Here is a 19435-nt window from a genome sequence, read left to right as displayed (position 1 = left end):
GGCCTGGGCGGGGGCGGCCTGCTCGTCCTTGCCGCAACCTGTGCCGACAAGAAGCGCCGCGCAGAGCGCGAGCGCCAGTAGCGGTCTGAACCGATCGACCGGATGGCAGGGGATCATCGCTTCGGGGTCCCTTCGGGATGGGTGTGGAATCTCGACGGCGGCGGCTGTTCCTACGACATGAACGCCACCGGGTTCCGGCGAATCATCCTAGAATAGACGGGGATCGTGGAGAAGGCATGAGAAATCTGGGGAACGAGTTCCCTGGCTCGGGTCGAGCGGGGAGCGCGGGTCGTGACGGATCGGACCTACGGGTTCATGCCCTCCTCAGTCGGTGCATCCAACCGTCACTCAGTCCTGGCGCGACTTCTACGTCTTCACCTACGCGACGGGCATGACCAGCGGCATCTCCCTGGCCGAGCAGATCGGCGAGAAGGGCGGCGAGGCGGCCCGGCGCTACGTCGACGAGATGCTGAAGGCCGGCGCGTCGGCGCCGACGCTGCAGATCCTCAGCAACGCCGGCGTGAACCTCGAGACGTCCGCGCCGATCATCGACATGCTGGACCTGTTCGAGGAGACGTTGGAGGAGTTCGACAGGATCCGGACGGAGGCGTACGGAAGGTCGCGATCGTGAAGCGCCGCGTCGTCGATCAGTCCGGGCTAGGATCGCTTCCGACGCCTGACGACGACCCGGGCCGCCACGACGACCAGGACGGCGAGCACCAGCGCGCTGAAGACATGGACCGGCTCGGTGAGGTAATGCACGAGGCTGAAACCGTGGCCGGGTTCCCCATGACCCGGATGAGCCCCGGCACCCGATGCCATCAAGAAGGTTGCCAAGAAGCTGAGGCTGAAACTGCGCATATCGTTCTCCTCGTTCTACACGCATCCTGACACGGAATGGGCATCTGACTCGTCCTCCGGGAGGTCCTCGTCCACGTCGACCGCGTCACGCCCGTAAGCCCGAAGATACCAGCAGGCGGCGAACCAGTCCAACTCCATCCCGGGCAGGTCCGCGGGGCTGATGCGTCCCCGGTCGAGATAACGCGGAATCAATGCGTCATCCCCCCACCACATCCCCCAAGATCCCCCCATGATCGAACGCCAGCTCCGGCGTCTTCCCGACCACGAACCAAGCCGCCTCCGTCGCGTCGTCCCCGCCTGTCACCTCAGGCGGTATCCCTTCGATCTCCGCCACATATACCACCGACACCGTATGTCCCCGCGGATCCCTGTCTGGCGCCCCGTACACCCTGAACTGCTCGAAATCCAGCCCGCCCAGCCCCGTCTCCTCCGCCACCTCGCGTCCCACCGCGCCGTCCGGATCCTCCCCCACATCGACGAAGCCGCCAGGCAATGCCCAGCGGCCTCGAAAGGGCTCGTTCCCGCGCTTGATCAGCAGCACCTGCGGCGGTGCGTCGGGCCGATGCGGATCGCGGACCAGCACCACTCCGTCCACCGTCAGCAGCGGCGTCCGCGGGACCGGCATGGCGGCCTATTGTCCGAACGAGGCCAGCGCCTCATCCACGGTCTCGTAGGTCTCGAACACCAGCTTGAGCTGCGTCACGTTCAGGATGTTGTCGATGCGGCTGCTGACGTCGCAGATCTTCATGATGCCGCCGTTCTTCTTCAGCGTGTGGAAGCCCGACACCAGCACGCCCAGACCCGTGGAGTTGATCCAGTTCACCTTGGACATGTTCAGCACGACGTCCACATAGCCCTCGCTGATGAGCGTCTTGATCTCCGTATGGAACATGTCGTGATCGTCGCCGCCCATGATCTTGCCGGACAGGTTCAGGACCATGACATCGCCCTGGGCCTTCTCGTTGATCTTCAACACAACCCTCCCCAAATGAGGTGTGGTTATTCTCGTCTGGAACGCGGTCGTACCGCATCGTTCTCCAGAATGAAGCCTCTCGGCCCATTTCGCAAGTGCAAACGCGGATCGGACCGGCGAGGGCCAGCCTGGACCCGGCCACCGGCGGTCTGCTACAGTCCGGAGGTATCCGAGAGGAGGCCGTCGTGAAACACACACGCACCCGCCCCGCCGCCCTGGCCGGTTCCTGGTATCCTGGCGAGGCCGGCGTCCTGGCCGCCGAGGTGAAGCGATTCGTCGCCACCGCAAGGCAGACCGAGGCGCCGGCCGGGATGCCTGTCGTGCTCCTGGCGCCGCACGCGGGCTACGTCTACAGCGGACCGGTCGCCGGGCGCGGCTACGGCCTGCTGGCCGGCCGGACCTACGATCGGGTGTTCGTCCTGGCGCCCCCGCACCGTTACCCCATCGCCCGGATCTCCTTCCCCGACGTCGACGCCTACGCCACTCCCCTGGGCGAGGTCGCCGTGGATCGCGCTGTCTGCGAGCGCCTGGGCGGTTGCCCGGCCTTCGACTGCCAGCCGGCCGCCCACGCCCAGGAGCACGCAGAGGAGATCCAGCTGCCTTTCTTGCAGACCGTCCTCGCTCCGGTGCCGCCGGTCGTGCCCCTGCTCGTTCCCCGGCTCTCCGACGCCCAGCGCCGCGAGGCCGCGGCCGCCCTCGGCGCCTGGTGCGACGGGCGGTCGCTGTTCGTGATCTCCACCGACCTGACCCACTTCGGCGCCAGCTACGGCTACGTGCCCTTCCGCACGGACATCCCCGCCAAGCTGCGACGACTGGACATGGGCGCACTCGATGCCGTGCTGGCCTGGGACGCCCGGAGGCTGCTGGACTACGGCCGCGACACCGGCATCACCATGTGCGGGCTGGAGGCCGCCGCCCTGGTCCTGTCCCTGCCCTGGCCGGCGAAACCCCGCACCGCCCTGATCGAGTACGCCCGCAGCGGGGACCGCGACAACGACTTCACCTTTTCGGTGAGCTACGCCGCGCTGCTGGCCTGCCTTGACCCGGAGGACGCGTCATGAGCAAACCGTTGACCGCCGCCGAGAAGAGCCTCCTGCTGCGGCTGGCGCGCGCCGTGGTGACCGCGGGCGCCCACGGCGAGCCCCTGCCCGAGCCTGCGGCGCTCGGCCCCCTCACCGCCTCCCTTCAGGAGAACCGCGGCGCCTTCGTCACCCTGCACCTTGTGACCCCGCACCACGGCTGCCAGCTACGCGGCTGCATCGGCTACATCGAGGATGTCAAGCCCCTGGCCGACGCGATCGTGGACAATGCCCTGTCCGCCGCCTTCAAGGATCCGCGCTTCACACCGGTGACCGACGACGAACTGGAGGACCTGGAGATCGAGATCTCCGCGCTCACGCCGTTGCGCGCCGTCGGCAGCTGGCGCGACATCCAGGTCCCGCGCCACGGCGTGGTTCTCACGCGCGGGACCAGCAAGTCCGTGTTCCTGCCCCAGGTGGCGGAGGAACAGGGCTGGGACCGCGACACATTGTTGTCGCATCTGGCCCTGAAGGCCGGCCTCTCGCCCGACGCCTGGCGCGAAGGCGCCGCCTTCCAGGTCTTCGAGGCCGACGTCTTCTCCGAGAAGGAGCTCGCTTGAACACCCTGTGGATCGGCGGCGCCCTGGCGGTCTGGCTGGTCCTGGGCTACCGGCTCTACGGGCGCTGGGTCGCCCGGCGCCTCATCGCGCCCGACGACGGCCGCCCCGTGCCCAGCGACGCCCAGGCCGACGGCCTCGACTACCACGCCGCCAAGACACCCGTCCTGTTCGGACACCACTTCTCTTCCATCGCCGGGGCGGGACCCATCGTGGGTCCCCTGCTGGGCGTGCGCTACTTCGGATGGCTGGCATCGCTGCTGTGGGTGGCCGTCGGCGCGGTGTTCATCGGCGCGGTCCACGACTACGTGTCGCTGATGGCGTCGGTGCGCAACAGGGGCGTCTCGGTGGGCGAGATCGCCGAGCAGACCCTGGGCCGGCGCGCGCGGGTGGTGCTGTCGATCTTCCTGTGGTGCGCCCTGGTGCTGGTGATCGCCGTCTTCGGCGTGATCACCGCGCGCACCTTCACGTCAGAGCCCACCATCGTGATGCCCACCTTCGGGCTCATACTGCTGGCGATGATCTTCGGAAAACTGGTCCTGCGGACCGGAATCCGTCTCGGACCGGCCACGCTGGCGGCCCTGCTGGCCCTCGCCGGGCTGATCTGGCTGGGGCAACAGGTCCCCGTCGACGTGGGCGAGACGGCCCTGGGCCTGCCCGCGATGACGTTCTGGTTCTGGATCCTGATGGTCTACTGCGTTGCGGCTTCGGTCCTGCCCGTGTGGCTGCTGCTGCAGCCCCGCGACTACCTGAGCACCTGGATCCTCTACCTCGGCCTCGGCGGCGGATTCCTGGGTCTGCTGGCCCTGCATCCGGACCTCGCCGCGCCCGCGTTGACCAGCATCAACGTCGGCCAGGGCCCCATGTGGCCCATGCTCTTCGTGATGATCGCCTGCGGGGCCATCAGCGGCTTCCACGCGCTCGTCGCCAGCGGCACCACCAGCAAGCAGCTCGCCCGCGAATCCGACGGCCTGCGGGTGGGCTACGGGGCCATGATCCTCGAGGCCGCGCTGGCGGGCCTGGTCGTGCTGACCGCCGCCGGCGCCCTCGATTGGGACGCCAGCGCGACGCCCGCCACCGACAGCCTGCAGTACCTCATGTCGAACGAGGGCGGCGGCCCCATCATGGCCTTCGCCACCGGCCTGAGCCGTCTGGTGGACGCCCTGCCCCTGTTCACCGCGCCCCTCGGCCTTTTTTTCGGGATCCTGATGATCAACGCCTTCGTGATCACAACCCTCGATACCTCCACGCGCCTGGCCCGCTTCGTCCTGCAGGAGCTCTGCCGCGACCTGCCGCTGCTGGGAGGGCGCTGGGCCGCCACCCTGGTCACGGTGCTTGCCGCCGGCTGGCTCGGAGCCAGCGACAGCTACACCCGCATCTGGCCCGTTTTCGGGGCGACCAATCAACTGGTGGCGGCCCTTGCGCTTATCGTGGTCTCGAGCTGGCTGGTGGGCCTGCGCAAGCCCCGGCTGATCACCCTGCTGCCCGCGCTGTTCATGCTCGCGACCTCCGTGGCCGCGCTGGTCTGGCAAGCCTGGCATTTCTGCGGTGACGGGCAGATCCTGCTCGCCGGTATCGCCGCATGTCTCGTGTTCCTGGCCCTTTTCATCGCCTGGGAGGCCCGCGCGCTGTTGCGCAGATAAGGGTTCTTTAAGACTGGCCCCGTTTCGAAAGAATTGGTACAGTCGGATCCGAAGGCTTATCGTGCTGCCCTCGTATCCAGGACGGCAGACAGATGATGGACGGGGTCGCGCGGGCGCCGTCCCTTCTGAACACAGCAAGGATGAAGATGGGGCTACTCGACAAGGTCGGACAGTTCAGGGCGGCGAAGGATCTGCAGAAGGCCGGTCTGTACCATTATTTCCGGGTCATCGAGTCCGCGCAGGAGAACACCGTGCGGATCGACGGCCGGGAAGTGATCATGCTGGGCAGCAACAACTACCTGGGCCTGACCAACCACCCGCTGGTCAAGGAGCGGGCCAAGCAGGCCCTGGACAAGTACGGCAGCGGCTGCGCCGGTTCGCGATTCTTGAACGGCACCCTGGACATCCACATCGAGCTGGAGGCGAAACTGGCCGAGCTGGTGGGCAAGGAGAAGGCCCTGGTCTTCTCCACCGGCATGATGGTCAACCTGGGCGTGATCTTCGCCCTGGTCGGCCGCAACGACACCGTGGTGGTCGACCGCGCCGACCACGCCTCGATCATCGACGGCACCCGCCTGAGCTTCGGCCAGGTCAAGAAGTACAGGCACAACAACATGACCTCGCTGGCGCAGGTTCTGAGCACCTGCGACTCCAACGGCACGTTGATCGTCGTGGACGGCGTGTTCTCCATGCACGGCGATATCGCCAAGGTGCCCGAGATCCTCGACCTCGCCGAGAAGCACGACGCGGTGCTGATGATCGACGACGCCCACGGCGTGGGCGTGCTCGGCAACCAGGGGCGCGGCACCGCCGACCACTTCGGCGTCACCGACCGCGTGCACCTGGTCATGGGCACCTTCAGCAAGTCGCTGGCCTCGGTCGGCGGCTTCATCGCCTCGGACGCCGAGACCATCCACTACATCCAGCACATCGCCCGCTCGCTGATCTTCTCCGCGAGCATGCCGCCCGCCTCCTGCGCCGCCGTGTCGGCGGCCGTCGACGTAATGCTCGAGGAGGACTGGCGCCTCGAGCACCTCTGGCGCAACACCAAGGTCATGATGTCGCGTCTGAAGGACGCCGGTTTCGACACCGGCCCGTCCGAGACGCCCATCATCCCCGTCGTGATCGGCGAGGATCTCATGACCTTCCAGATGTGCCGCCGGCTGTTCGAGGAGGGCGTCTTCGTAAACTCAGTGGTCTCGCCCGCCGTGGAGAAGGGCGACGCCCTGATCCGCCTCAGCCTGATGGCCACCCACACCGAGGACGAGGTGCATCGCGCCATGGACATCCTCACGCGCGTGGGCAAGGAACTGGGCGTGATCGACTAATCCGCAGCTTGCCGGGAGGGAAGATGGGCTTCACCGTCGCGCCGGTATCCGGCAAGAAGGACCTCGACGCGTTCCTGCACCTTCCCTACCGTATCTACGCCGACGATCCCCACTACGTCTACCCGCTGCTCGCCCAGCTCAAGGAGTTCTTCGACCGGCGCAAGAACCCCTTCTTCAAGCATGCCGAGACCGGTCTCTGGCTGGCCCGGCGCGACGGCGAGGTGATCGGACGCATCGGCGCCTGCGTCGACCGCTATCACAACGAGTACTGGCGCGAGCAGATCGGCTTCTACGGTTTCTACGAATGCATCGACGACGCGGTCGTCTCCCACGCGCTGCTCGACACCGCCAGGGACTGGCTGCGCGAACGCGGCATGACCGTCATGCGCGGCCCGCTGAACTTCACCACCAATCACGACAATCCGGGCCTGCTGATCGACGGCGAGCCCTCGCCGCCGGTGACCGGCATGTCCTACAACCCGACCTACTACCAGGATCAATTCGAATCCTACGCCGGGCTGGCCAAGTGCAAGGACCTGTGGGCCTGGCGGGTGGACGCCGAGGACATCAAGCTCTCCAAACGCGTGGCCGACGGCGTCAGGCAGGTGCTCGCCGGCAAGACCGACCTCACCGTCCGCCCCATCGACAAGAAGGACTTCCGCAACGAGGTGGAGCTGATCCGCAGCCTCTACAACGATTGCTGGAACGAGAACTGGGGCTTCATCCCCATGGACCCCGAGGAGTTCTATTTCTCGGCCAAGGAGATGAAGACCATGGTCAACGAGAACCTGCTGCTGATCGCCGAGTGGCGTGGCGAGCCCATCGGCTTCAGCATGACCATCCCCGACTTCAACCTTGCACTCAAGAGGGTTCGCGGCAAACTCTTCCCCTTCGGCATCCTCAAGTTCCTGCTCGACCGCAAGAAGATCACCTACGCGCGCACCCTGCTGCTGGGCGTGCTGCCCGAGCACCGGCGCAAGGGCGTGGACGTGATGATGGTCCTGCGCAGTTACAAGGCCGCCGTCAAGGGCGGCATCACCGCGGGCGAGTGCAGCTGGATCCTCGAGGACAATACGCCGATGAACAACATCCTCGAAAAGCTCGGCGCCCGGGTCTACAAGACCTACCGCATCTACGACCTGCCGCTGTCATGACCGCGCTGGTGGCATTGACCGGCGCCACCGGTTTCCTGGGCGGACACATCGCCGACGCGCTGCTGGCACGCGGATGCCGGTTGCGCGCCAGCGTGCGCGCAACCAGCGACCAGCGCTGGATCCGGGACAAGGGCCTCGAGACGATCGAGGCCGTGCTGGCGCCGCCGTCCGGCGCGCCGGACGAGGCGGGCCTGGAGACCCTGGACGCCCTGCTCGACGGCGCCGAGCGGGTGATCCACTGCGCCGGCGTGGTGCGCGCCCGGGACGAGGCGGGCTACCGGCGCGCCAACACACTGAGTACGCGCCGCCTGCTGGAGGCCGCCGCCCGCGCGGGCTCGGTGCGCGCGTTCGTGCTGATCTCCAGCCTGGCCGCCTCGGGACCCTCCGCGCCAGGAAGGCCGCGGCGCGAGGACGATCCCTGCGCGCCGATCACCGCCTATGGACGCTCCAAGGTGGAGGCCGAATCCCTGCTGGAGCGGGACTGGCCCTTCCGCACCGCGGCCCTGCGGCCACCCGCGCTGTACGGTCCGCGCGACCGGGCTTTCCTGCCCCTGTTCAAGGCCGCCGGGCGCGGCCTGGGTGCGCGCATCGGCCGCGTGAAGGAGTTATCCCTGGTGGACGGGCGGGATGCGGCCCGCGCCGCCGTGCTGCTGGCCGAGGACGAGCGCGCCCGGGGCGCGTATTTCGTGGAAGACGGCATGCCCCACGCCATCGCCGACCTGACGGCGGCCCTGTCCCGCGGCTTCGGCCGGCCCATCCTGACCCTGCCGCTGCCGGTGGGGCTGCTGCGCCTGTTCGCGCGGCTGGTGGGCGGGACACGGGCGCAAGCGCTGCCCCTGCTGGCCGAAGATCGACTTGTGGATGTTTCGGTGGACGGCTGGGCCTGCACCGGCGAGAAGATCCGCAGGGAGCTCGGCTTCTCGGACGCGCGTGACCTGGACACGGGATTCGCCGAGACCCTGGACTTCTACCGCCGGGAGGGCTGGCTCTGATGCGCCGCGGGATGATCAGGTTGACCATCCACCGCCTCGACCTCGACCGCTGGGCGGTGGTCTATCTGATCGTCAGCGGAATCTACCCCCTGCTCAACCCCTCGGTGAACGCCCACCCCTTCTGGCGGCTGGCCGCGCACTGGGCCCTGGCGCTGGTCTTCTGGTTCTTGCCGCCGATCCTGCGGCGCTCGCGTCACGCCGTGCTGCGGCTGGTGGGCGAGATCTACCTGCCGTTCACCTTCCCGCTCTTCTACGCGGAGATGGAGTTCCTGGGCATCGTCTTCCACGGCTTCCACGACTCCTTCGACCCTTGGCTGATCGCCCTCGAAAGCAAGCTCTTCGGCCTGCAGCCGAGCCTGGCCTGGTCGGCGGCCTGGCCGTGGCCCTGGTTCCACGAGCTGATGGAGTTCGCCTATTTCACCTACTACCTTTTCTCGCCGGTGGTCCTGTTCATGCTCTTCAAGAGCGCGGGCCCGGCCGACGACGACCGCTGGCCCGCCGTACGCGGCTTCGTACGCGACCTGAGCGCGACCATGCTGCTCTGCTACTCCCTCTACACGTTCTTTCCCGCCTGGGGACCCAAGTATTTCACCACCCGGCCCATCGACGTGCCGGGCTGGATCTTCACCGACATCATGCGCGTCATCCACGCCAACGGCGCCATCCTGGGCGCGGCGTTTCCCAGCAGCCATGTGGCCGGCTCGATGATGGGCTGGTGGCACGTCTGGCGCTGGTTCCCGCGCTATCGCCCGCTGGCGACGAGCCTGTGGCTGCTGCTCTGCGCCGCCACAGTCTATTGCCGCTATCACTACGTTGTCGATGTGATCGGCGGGATCATGCTGGGTTCCCTGGTGATCTGGCTGGGGCACAATTTCGGGGAGACGGGGCAATGGTTCCGCTGGGAGAAGCTGAAGACCTGGCGGGGGCTCCCGCGGCCGCGGATCACAGAACCATAGCAGGAACTCGAATATCTACAAACAGTTACGAACCGCGTGTCGTTGCTCGGACATTGACAGGCGACTCGTGAGTGCTTATCATCGTTGCTGATTCCCTCGCAATAACGTCCATCTGAGACATCACATGCTCTTCAAGTTCCATCAGGGCGTCATTTGGTACAGGGATTCGTTCCGCGGAGCTGGAGGAGGTCGGTTGGCATGCGCATCGTTTTCCTGTCCGTGGACGATGAGTTTGCCGGCAACATGCAGAAGTATCTGTACGAGACTCATCCGGAGTGGGTCGTGGGCTCCGTGATCTCGACTTGTCCCATCTTCAAGAAGAAGCCGCTGGAAGCTGTGGGGTTCATCCTGCGAAGGTCGGGCCTGCGCTTCTTCCTCGAGATGGCTCGCATGAAGCTCCTGCGCAAGTTCACCGATCGCGAGGAGAAGATCTCGCCGCTTAACCTCGCCGAAAAATACGGCGTACCCGTACGGCACTCGTTCAATATCAACGACAAGAAGAGTCTCATCGAACTCGCGGCCTTCGAGCCGGATATCGTGATCTCCACCAACTTCAGCCACTACATCGGCAAGCGCGCCAGGGAGATCGCGAAGTATGGCACCTGGAATCTGCACAAGGCATATCTGCCCCGTTACCGCGGCATGGCGCCCAGCTTCTTCGCTCTGCTCGAGGGCGCCGAAGAGGTAGGCTGCACTCTGCACCGGGTCACCAAGGGCTTCGACACCGGCGATATCATCTGCCAGGTGGCGGTCCCCGTCGCACCGGATGACACGGTGTACACACTCAATAAGAAGACATCCGCAGCCGGAGGCCGGATGATGGCCGACTTCCTCGTCCGCGAGGACATATCCACGGTCCAGGCCGTTCCCCAGCCCGAGGGAGACTGGACCAACTATACCTATCCCACACCGCGGGAAGTACGCGAGTTCTTGAAGATGGGTCTGCGTTTCTGATGGGTTCGACGGCACCAAAGCCAGGAGAGGGCCGGCGATGAATTCCCCCTTCCGCGCATACACGCGCTGCCCGGCAGATCTACTCGCACCCTCACGGACCGACGATCACTCCGCGGAGATTGACGATCTGCGACTGGAGCGCTACCGGGACAACTCCATCACCGACGTGCACGCCACTCTCAGTCCCGAGTCGCTGATCCGCTCGGCTTATTACACGTTGCGCCCCCTGCTCTCGGTCGGCATGCGCAAGCATCTCCAGCGCTTCGCGTTGCGCGGCTGGGAGAAGATCCCCTTTCCCGCCTGGCCGGTTGACACCGGCGTGGAGAAACTCGTCGCCGATCACTGGATGCAATTGCTCGAGGTCCACGACACCGACACTCTGCCCTTCGTCTGGTTCTGGCCCGACGGCCACCGGAGTTGCGCTGTGATGACTCATGATGTGGAGACGGCGGCCGGCCGCGATTTCTGCGGGCACCTCATGGATATGGAAGCCGCCGTGGGCGTCGTGTCGTCCTTCGAGGTCGTGCCCGAGGAGCGTTACGAGGTGACTCCAGCGTATCTCGATTCCATACGCCGAGCGGGATGCGAGGTCTGCATCCACGGGTTGAGCCACGACGGCCATCTCTTCTCCTCGCGCACCGGTTTTCTCGAGCGGGCCGCCAGGATAAATGCGTACGCGGCTAATTGGCGGGCCGTCGGCTTCAGGTCACCGGTGATGTACCGCAACCTCGACCTGATCGGCCACTTGGATTTCGAGTACGACATGTCCGTGCCCAACGTGGGGCACCTCGACCCACAGCGCGGCGGGTGCTGCACGGTGATGCCGTACTTCATCGGCGACACGCTGGAACTGCCCCTGACCACGATCCAGGACTATCCGCTGTACAACAATCTCGGTCGCTACGACATGGACCTGTGGAGAGAGCAGACCGATATCGTGGTGGGCCGGCACGGGCTGCTCAGCTTCATCATCCACCCCGACTACACGATCGAGCGGAGAGCTCAGGATCTGTTTCGGGAGTTGCTAGACCACTTGTGCGCGCTGCGTGACGACAGGGGGACCTGGCTGGCGCTCCCTGGCGAGGTCAACGATTGGTGGCGGTTACGCAGCAGGATGGAGCTTCAGGAACGGAATGGACGCTGGTGCGTCACCGGACCGAGCTGCGACAGAGCGAAGGTGGGCTTGGCCTGCAGAGAGGCCGGCGGATTGGTCTATCGGGTCCAGGACTAGCTGCGACACCCGAGCATGAAAAAGGGCGGCCGCACGGGCCGCCCTCGGCGTCTGTGCCGGATCAATGCGCTCAGCCAAAACCGGCGTGGCCGCAGCCGCCGTCCCCGCCGGCGTCGACGACGCTCTCGCCGCCGCAGGCGAACGTCGATATCTGCCGCTCGACCTGCTTCGACGCGCATGCGGGGCAGGGCACCTCGCCCGCCGCGACCTCGGCCATCGTGACCAGTTCCTCGAACTCGGCGCCGCATGCGACGCACTTGAACTCGTACATGGGCATGTCGATCACCTCATGTCTTTTTCTCGTCGGTCCTGTCGTCTCGATCACCGATCGAGCAGCTCATGGACGCTCAAGTGGGAACGCCCAGACGGGGCAGAACCCAGTGTACCAGAACGAAGTACAAGACCAGAATCCCGATTATTTCCAGCAAGACCCACCGTCCGCAGTAGAACTTCATTGTCTATTGACATTTAATATAAACCTATTTGCACGTACGTCAACCTCGACCCGGATTCCTCCTGTAGGAGCGTTGCACTGCGCTGCGGAATGAGCCAGGTCAAAAGGTACCCTTGATCCAGCCCCCGTCCGCAGCCACGCTCTGCCCGGTGATGTAACCCGCGGGGGACGACATCAGGAACGCGACCAGGGCCGCGAACTCCGCCGGTTCGCCCGTGCGTCCGGCCGGGATCTCGCTCACCCATTCGGCCAGAACCGCCTCTCGCCCCGGGGCGCCCTGCTCGATCTTGCGCGAGATGAGCCGTTCCAGGGCGCTGGTGACATGGATCCCCGGCTCCACGGCGTTGACGGTGACCCCGTGGGGCGCTCCCGCCAGGGACAGGTCCTTGACCAGGGCCTGCACCGCGGGACGGATCACGTTGGAGAGGGTCAGGTTCTCCACCGGCTGGCGTACCGCCATCGAGGTGACGGCCACGATCCGGCCATACCGGCGCGCCATCATGCCCGGCAGCACGCGGCGGCAGGTGCGCACGGCGCTCTCGAGAGTCAGACGGTAGGCTTGCTCCCACTGGTCTAGTTCCAGTTCCAGGAAGTTGCCCGCGGGCGGACCACCGGCGTTGACAAGACAGAGGTCCACCGGTCCCAGGCCATGCTCCACCTCGGTGACGAAGCTCTCCAGGGCGCCGGGCTCGGCCATGTCCCCCTGACCCGCCAGGATGCGGCCGTCGCCTGCGGCGGCCGTCGCCGCGGCAGCCTCGGCCAGATCCTGCTCTCCGCGCGCGCAGAGGGCCACGTGGGCCCCCTCGGCGGCGAGAGTCTCGGCGACCGCGCGTCCTAGCCCCCGCGAACCGGCCGTCACCAGGGCCACACGCCCCTTGATTCCTAGATCCAAGACGATCCTCCTTGCGGGCCGGGTGACCCTTGCTTTAAGTTTGGCGTTCGATTCTAGCCGTTTTTCAGGCCCTTGCCCACCCCTGCGGGGAGAATACAGTGCCCGACTTCAAGCGCACCCTCGTCACCGCCGCCCTGCCCTACGCCAACGGCGACATCCACCTGGGACACCTGGCCGGCGCCTACCTGCCCGCCGACTTCTATGTCCGCTACCTCCGCCTGCGCGGCCGTGATGTGCTGTTCATCTGCGGCACCGACGAGTACGGCGTGCCCATCACGCTGACCGCCGAGAAGGAGGGGATCTCCCCCAAGGAGCTGGTCGACCGCAATTACGCCTCGATCAGTGCGTCGTTCCGCGGACTGGGCATGTCCTTCGACAACTTCTCCCAGACCAGCCGCGAGATCCACACCGAGACCAGCCAGGCCTTCTTCACCGATCTCCATTCGCGCGGCCTGCTCGAGCAGCGCACGAGCGAGCAGTTCTACAGCCCCACCCGGGGACGTTTCCTGGCCGACCGCTACATCGAGGGCACCTGTCCCCACTGCCACGCCGAGAACGCCCGCGGCGACCAGTGCGAGGCCTGCGGCACCAGCCTCAACCCCGAGGAGCTGATCGCGCCCCGCAGCGTGCTGGACAACTCGCCCCTGGAACTGCGCGAGACGACCCACTGGTATCTGCCCCTGGATCGATGGCAGCCGGCGCTGGAGAAATGGCTGACGGGCCATCCGGACTGGAAGGAGAACGTCCTGAACTACTGCCGCGGCTGGTTCAAGGACGGCCTGGCCCCGCGCGCCGCCACCCGCGACCTGCACTGGGGCGTGCCGGTGCCCCTGCCAGGCCACGAGGGCAAGGTCTTCTACGTGTGGTTCGACGCGCCCATCGGCTACATCTCGTCCACCCGGGAGTGGGCCGCCGCCCAGGGCGACCCGGAGGCCTGGCGCCTGTGGTGGCAGGACGCCGGCACGCGCCTGATCCACTTCATCGGCAAGGACAACATCGTCTTCCACGCCATCATGTTCCCGGGCATGCTCATGCACCACAGCGAGAATTACGTCCTGCCCGACAACGTGCCGGCCAACGAGTTCCTGAACCTCGAGGGCAAGAAGCTGTCGACCAGCCGCGGCTATGCTGTGTGGCTGCCCGACTTCCTGGCGAAGTTCACGCCCGACACGCTGCGCTTCACGCTGGCGCGGACCCTGCCCGAGACCCGCGACACGGACTTCACCTGGAAGGGCCTGCAGGCGCGCCACAACAACGAGCTGGGCAACAACTTCGGCAACCTGATCAACCGGGTCTTCACCTTCGCCCACAGGTATTTCGACGGCCGCGTGCCGGCCTGGACGGACGCCGACCTGGCCGATCTCGACCGCGCCGCCCTGGACGAAGTGGCCGGCTGCGTCGAGCGCTATGCCGCCCGCATGGAGGCGTTCGAGATCCGCGCCGCCCTGGACGAGGTCTTCGCCGCGGGACAGGCGGGCAACCGCTACTTCGACGAGTCGGCCCCCTTCCGCACGCGCAAGACCGACATGACCCGCTGCGGCGTCTCGATCGCCGTGGCATTGCAGCTGGTGCGCCAGATCGTCGTCATGCTGGCGCCGGTGACCCCCTTCGCCATGGAGAAGGTCTGGGCCTGGCTGGGGGTGTCTGGCGATCTGCACCGCGGGGGCTGGAACCAGGGGCTGCAACCCCTGCCGGCCGGTCGCGCGCTGGGCGAGCCGGAGATACTGTTTCCGCGCCTCGAGGACGACGCGATCCAGGCGGAGATCGACCGCCTGGCGAAATTGATCGGGGATCGGGACTGAGGGACCGCGCCCGGCGCCGATTCGCATGCGCGGACCGCAGAACGGCTCGAGATTTGCAAAGAGGCCAGGACAGCCTGCCGCCGCGAATACGGCAGAGAAATCACTTGATTATGGCGCGGGACAACTACCATAGTATCATGGTGTTGTGTCCCCCGGCGACCCCCCGGCACAGGAGCGTGGCCCCCTGGTAGCGTTTGCCCGACAGCACCGGTTGCTCACAATATTGGCGATCTGCACGTTCATGGTGCTGTTCACCGCCTTCGCACGCCCAATTTTCCGCAAGGCCGGGACCGTCGTCATGGACCACGCCGCCGGCCTGGACCAGTCCGCCGCCGGCGACAGCATCGACATGCCGCCCGCGGCCCTGGTGCCCGCGGTCGACGGCGACTCCATCGCCGGCCTGCAACCACTGCCCGAGACCGTTATCGAGGACGACCTGGTCATCGGCCGCAACCAGACCTTCTATGAGGCCATGCGCCAGCGCGGCGCCTCCCACGGCGACATCATGGCCCTGGTCGAGGCCTGCAGACCGTACCGCAATCTGCGCAAGGTCCGCCGCGGCCACACCTTCCGGGTGGCCATCGATGACAGCGGCCGGGTCTACCGCATGCGCTTCGACCTGGAGGACGAGGAGTCCTACATCGCTTTCCAGCGCAAGCCGGAAGGCGGCTACCTGATCCACGAGCTGACCTACCCGGTGGAGCATCGCGTCTGCGCGGTGGCCGGCATCGTGGCGGATTCGGTCTACGAGAGCCTCAAGGGCCACGGCGCGCCGCCGGCCCTGGCCGCCAAGATGAACGACATCCTGGGCTGGGAGGTGGACTTCCGCCGCGACGTGCGCCAGGGCGATTCCTACCGCATCATCTACGAGGAGATCCATCGCGACGGCGCTTTCGTGCGCACCGGCCCCATCCTGGCCGTGGAGTACACCAACAGGGGCGAGACCCACCGCGGTTTCCGGTTCGCGGCCGATGAGGAACGCCCCGCCTATTTCGACGGCGCCGGCCGGAGCCTCGAGAAGCAGCTCATGCGCGCGCCGCTGGAGTATTCGCGCATCTCCGACGGTTTCACGCAACGCCGCTTCCATCCGGTGCACAAGCGCTACATGCCCCATTACGGCGTGGACTACGCGGCGCCGGTGGGCACGCCGGTCCGCGCCGCCGGCGACGGCGTGGTGGTCGAGGCGCGCTACAACAAGAACAACGGCCGCTACGTGAAGATCCAGCACAGCAACCAGTCGTACGAGACCTACTATCTGCACCTGTCGCGCTACGCCAAGGGCGTCAAGAAGGGCGTGAAGGTGAGCCAGGGTCAGGTGATAGGCTACGTGGGCGCCTCGGGCGTCGCGACCGGACCGCACCTGGACTACCGCGTGAAGAAGGACGGCCGCTGGGTCAACCCGCGACGTCTGAAGCTGCCCGCCAGCGCGCCGGTGCCCGCCGACAGGATGGCACGCTTCAACGACCAGGTCGCCCTCTACAGCTATTGTCTCGGCGCGCAGCCGTCGAGCTGCGCACCCCGCGAGGTCATCGCGACACTGCCCCTGCAGGCGCCGTTCGAGGAGGCGCTGGCCACATCGGCGGCGGTGCCGCTGATGCTGTCGTCGCGTATGGCGCCGTAGCCCGTCTCATCGCTTCAACCCCACCGCCGTCATCAGCACCGTCTGGAACGTGATCAGGATATCCCGCTCCACCACCACCAGGCGCCCGTCGGCGGGAAACCAGGCGACGGGGACGTTCTCGGCGGCGTGCAGGCCGAAGCGGACCTCGGCACGCGGCGGCACGCCCGGTCCGGTGGCCCAGACTGTCAGAGTGGTCTGGGGCGGGCGAAGGGGATCGACGCCGGTCGTGTCCAGGACGCGCCGGATGGCCAGGTGATCCAGGTGGAAAGCCAGGTCACTGCCCATCAGGTCCAGGCGTTCACGGTCGGTGGTGGCGGGCGCGTTCACCCGCCAGCCGTCATACGTGTTGACGAAGCTCACGCGGCCCAGGTCGGCTCGGGTCAGGGCGAAGGAATCTGCGGCGGCCAGGCGGTGGGTCAGGACATCCGTGTGCAGATACCGGGGCAACCCGCCGGCGCATTCCCTGACGATTTCCGCGGGCAGGACCAGACCGCCAGGATAGCCGTCACGCCAGGCCTGCACGCGGTTCTCCGTCTCCAAGTCGCCGAAGATCACCTCGCGAGCGGCGCACCCCGCGCCGGAGACGCGCACGGCGAAGCCGTCCGTCGGCGCGGCAACGTCCGGGGGCAGGAAGTCGCGCACGCGGTCGCTCTCCAGGTAGGAGAGCAGGTTGGCGATCTCGCGGTCGCGCAATCTCAACCAGTCGGCGCCGGCTTCGCTCTTGCGGCGGTCGGCGTGGCGGCTGTGGTATCCGCGAGCCGCGTCCCCGGTGCGGGCCCAGCCGTCCGTGGGAAGTCGCAGCCACCAGCGGTTGCCGTCGTCCCTGGCGACCAGATCCCAGGCGAGCCGATCACCGTTGGCTTGGCCGGGAAAACGCAGGCGCACCGTGTCTGCCTGGTCGCGCGCGAAGCCCGGCCAGAGCGTGCGGGCCCGGACGGAGCCGGGCAGCGCGACCAGCGTGCGCACCAGGTCCTCTCCCACCATGAAAAGCGCCTCGCTGCCCGCGCCGGTGGCATAGAACAGACCCGTGGCGGGATTGCGCGCGCCGATCCGCAACGAGCGGCGGCCGCCGTCGGCGTCGACGACGAGCACCTCGAACAGGCCCGGACCGTCCAGGCCGTAGTCCTCGGGCAGCGATGTCCACGTCGCGTCGGCGACCGGTTCGGTGCCGAGCGTGGCGGCGAGGTCGGCCAGCAGGGCCGCCACGCCGTCCTCGTCGGCTAAGTCGGAGAGATCCCCACCCAGGCGCCAGCCGCCCGGCCCTGCCGGGTCTCGCTCCAGAACCACGTACGCGTCCCCGCCGCGCACCACGCAGGACGCGATCGTCTCGTCGGCGCGCTCGAACAACCGGCGCGGACCGGACGGTTCGCCGTCGCCACCCGCGCGCCACAGCCAGAGGGCGGCCAACGCGAGCAGGATCAGCAGGGGGTAGACGCTGCGGGGAATCGCCGTCTCGCGCCGGCTCATCAGTGGAACCTGCGCCGGCGCACGACGACCATCACGGCGATCACCCCGGCCAGCAGCGGCCAGGCCACGGCGCAGCTCCAGCCGAGCAGGTCGCGGTCCTCGTTGCTCAGGACCAGCGGTTCGCTGAAGGTCTCCCGCGCTCGCGGCGCGATCAGCACCTGCTCGCGCGCCAGCCAGCCGAGCACGTTCAGCAGCAGGTCGCGGTTGCCGTAGAGGTTGAGGTTGGCGTTGACCGCGAAGTCCGAGTCGCCGATCACCACCAGGCGGGAGGTGTTCTCGGAACTGAAGACCGACGGCGGCAGCTGCACCTCGCCCTGCTCGCGGATCCGGCGCAGGGTGGCCAGCATCTCGTTCTGGCGAAAGATGTCGTCGCTGTCTAGGCCCAGCGCGTCGAGCTTCAGCTCGTCGAAGTACTCGTCGCGGTGGACCTCCAGGGCCACGCCGAAGGGCAGGGGACCGCGCGTGTCGGTCTCCTCGTCGAAGGAGATCTTCCCCCCGGCCACCTGCGACAGGTCGGACTCGGCCCAGCTGCGCTCGTCCGAGCGCAGGATCGTGTGGGCCTCGACGCCGACCAGGGCCTCGGCCCGCGGGCGCAGCGACTGGGCGAAGGGGAAGAAGGTGGCCATGCCGGGCAGTCCGCGCGTGATCTCGTGCTGGGGATAATCCATCACCACCATCACGCGCTGGTCGACGCGCAGACTGGCGTTGGCACGCGAGGAGGTGACCAGGAAGTCGTCGCCGGGCACCACGTTGTAGCGCGAAACCCAGTCGGACACCGAGACGGGCGTGCCGGGATCGAGCAGCGCCAGCACCGCACCGCCTCGCGCCAGGAACGCGTGCAGGGCAGCCAGCTCCTGGGCGGCGAACTCGATCTGCGGCGCGGCGATCACCACGATCTGGGCGTCGGCGGGCACCTCGGGGGCATCGCTCAGCAGCAGGGGATACAGGATGTAGCCCTGGCGCCGCAGCACGCCGTCGAGGGCTGCGAAGCCGTTGCGCTCCTCGTCGTCCAGGCGGTGCTCCCCGTGGCCCTGCAGATGGTAGACGATCGGCTGGTGTCCGACCATCACGCGGAAGACTGCGTTGATCAGGGTGGACTCGTCGGGGTCGAGCAGCTCGCGCCGTCGGCCCGCGCCCTCCACGACCACGGCCCGGGCCGTGGTCACGCCCATCTCCTGCACGCGCGAGAGTTCCACGTCGGGGTTGACCACCTCGTAGGAGATGCGGTCGGTGCGGTCGCTGAAGGACGACAGCATGACCTCGGCTGCCTTGCGGCTGGGGTCGAGACGCTGGTAGAAGGCGGTGATGCGCACGTCCACGTCCAGGGCGTCCAGCACCCGCACGGTCTGGGGCGCCAGGCTGTAGCGCTTGTTGCGTGTGAGATCCAGCGTGTGCGGGGCGCGCGCGGAGATCACGTCCAGCACGAGCAACAGCGCGGCCAGCACGAGCACCGGCGCCCAGCGGCCGAGGC

The 19435-nt window shown here is 67.1% G+C and carries 19 protein-coding genes; 12 read left to right on the top strand and 7 right to left on the bottom strand.

The window, feature by feature from the left end; all coding sequences use genetic code 11:
- The first annotated feature begins 331 nt into the window (after positions 1–331).
- Positions 332–631, top strand: a complete 300-nt coding sequence (locus KJ554_00225; GenBank protein ID MBU0740755.1) for a hypothetical protein — start codon at positions 332–334, stop codon at positions 629–631.
- Between the two features lie 26 nt (positions 632–657).
- Here the strand turns inward: KJ554_00225 and KJ554_00220 are convergent, their stop codons facing one another.
- From KJ554_00220 to KJ554_00210, 3 genes are all read right to left on the bottom strand, one after another.
- Positions 658–861 carry a hypothetical protein gene (locus KJ554_00220; protein MBU0740754.1) on the bottom strand — a complete coding sequence of 68 codons (204 nt, stop codon included), beginning with the start codon at positions 859–861 and terminating at the stop codon, positions 658–660.
- A gap of 196 nt (positions 862–1057) precedes the next feature.
- Positions 1058–1486 (bottom strand): NUDIX hydrolase, encoded by a 429-nt coding sequence (locus KJ554_00215; GenBank protein MBU0740753.1) that lies wholly within the window; start codon positions 1484–1486, stop codon positions 1058–1060.
- 6 nt (positions 1487–1492) lie between these two features.
- Entirely contained in the window at positions 1493–1834 is a 342-nt protein-coding gene (locus KJ554_00210; protein MBU0740752.1) for an STAS domain-containing protein, read from the bottom strand.
- Positions 1835–2019: 185 nt separating this feature from the next.
- On the opposite strand from KJ554_00210, the gene amrB reads away from it, so the two are divergent.
- From amrB to KJ554_00165, 9 genes are all read left to right on the top strand, one after another.
- Complete coding sequence (amrB, locus tag KJ554_00205; GenBank protein ID MBU0740751.1) at positions 2020–2895, top strand: AmmeMemoRadiSam system protein B; 876 nt, start codon at positions 2020–2022, stop codon at positions 2893–2895.
- A complete protein-coding gene (gene amrA / locus KJ554_00200; protein MBU0740750.1) occupies positions 2892–3473 on the top strand; it encodes an AmmeMemoRadiSam system protein A in 582 nt (193 codons plus the stop codon). The genes amrB and amrA overlap by 4 nt, the downstream gene beginning before the upstream one ends.
- Complete coding sequence (locus tag KJ554_00195) at positions 3470–5113, top strand: carbon starvation protein A (protein MBU0740749.1); 1644 nt, start codon at positions 3470–3472, stop codon at positions 5111–5113. Before amrA ends, KJ554_00195 begins: the two co-directional genes overlap by 4 nt.
- A gap of 140 nt (positions 5114–5253) precedes the next feature.
- A complete protein-coding gene (locus KJ554_00190; protein ID MBU0740748.1) occupies positions 5254–6441 on the top strand; it encodes an aminotransferase class I/II-fold pyridoxal phosphate-dependent enzyme in 1188 nt (395 codons plus the stop codon).
- Positions 6442–6464: 23 nt separating this feature from the next.
- A complete protein-coding gene (locus tag KJ554_00185; GenBank protein MBU0740747.1) occupies positions 6465–7595 on the top strand; it encodes a GNAT family N-acetyltransferase in 1131 nt (376 codons plus the stop codon).
- On the top strand, positions 7592–8587 hold the full coding sequence (locus tag KJ554_00180; GenBank protein MBU0740746.1) for an NAD-dependent epimerase/dehydratase family protein: 996 nt from the start codon (positions 7592–7594) through the stop codon (positions 8585–8587). The genes KJ554_00185 and KJ554_00180 overlap by 4 nt, the downstream gene beginning before the upstream one ends.
- A complete protein-coding gene (locus KJ554_00175; GenBank protein MBU0740745.1) occupies positions 8587–9543 on the top strand; it encodes a phosphatase PAP2 family protein in 957 nt (318 codons plus the stop codon). Before KJ554_00180 ends, KJ554_00175 begins: the two co-directional genes overlap by 1 nt.
- A 198-nt stretch (positions 9544–9741) precedes the next feature.
- Entirely contained in the window at positions 9742–10497 is a 756-nt protein-coding gene (locus KJ554_00170; GenBank protein ID MBU0740744.1) for a hypothetical protein, read from the top strand.
- A 37-nt stretch (positions 10498–10534) separates the two neighbouring features.
- Entirely contained in the window at positions 10535–11728 is a 1194-nt protein-coding gene (locus tag KJ554_00165; GenBank protein ID MBU0740743.1) for a hypothetical protein, read from the top strand.
- Between the two features lie 70 nt (positions 11729–11798).
- On the opposite strand, the gene KJ554_00160 is transcribed toward KJ554_00165, so the two are convergent.
- Positions 11799–12005 (bottom strand): zinc ribbon domain-containing protein, encoded by a 207-nt coding sequence (locus KJ554_00160; protein ID MBU0740742.1) that lies wholly within the window; start codon positions 12003–12005, stop codon positions 11799–11801.
- 277 nt (positions 12006–12282) lie between these two features.
- Entirely contained in the window at positions 12283–13074 is a 792-nt protein-coding gene (locus KJ554_00155) for an SDR family oxidoreductase (protein MBU0740741.1), read from the bottom strand.
- A gap of 98 nt (positions 13075–13172) precedes the next feature.
- Here KJ554_00155 and metG point away from each other — a divergent pair, with 98 nt between their 5' ends.
- Both metG and KJ554_00145 read left to right on the top strand, forming a co-directional pair.
- On the top strand, positions 13173–14876 hold the full coding sequence (metG, locus tag KJ554_00150) for a methionine--tRNA ligase (GenBank protein ID MBU0740740.1): 1704 nt from the start codon (positions 13173–13175) through the stop codon (positions 14874–14876).
- A 223-nt stretch (positions 14877–15099) separates the two neighbouring features.
- On the top strand, positions 15100–16497 hold the full coding sequence (locus tag KJ554_00145; protein ID MBU0740739.1) for a peptidoglycan DD-metalloendopeptidase family protein: 1398 nt from the start codon (positions 15100–15102) through the stop codon (positions 16495–16497).
- Positions 16498–16503: 6 nt separating this feature from the next.
- Here KJ554_00145 and KJ554_00140 read toward each other — a convergent pair whose 3' ends face one another.
- Positions 16504–17964: a DUF4340 domain-containing protein gene (locus KJ554_00140; GenBank protein MBU0740738.1), complete on the bottom strand. Its 1461-nt coding sequence runs from the start codon at positions 17962–17964 to the stop codon at positions 16504–16506.
- Positions 17964–19435: GldG family protein (locus KJ554_00135; GenBank protein MBU0740737.1), on the bottom strand; the 1472-nt coding region annotated here is incomplete at its 5' end. The genes KJ554_00140 and KJ554_00135, both read right to left, overlap by 1 nt.

This window comes from bacterium, from assembly GCA_018814885.1.
GTDB lineage: Bacteria > Krumholzibacteriota > Krumholzibacteriia > LZORAL124-64-63 > LZORAL124-64-63 > JAHIYU01.
Note: the sequence above shows the minus strand (reverse complement) of the source record. Positions and strands in the feature narration are given on the sequence as shown.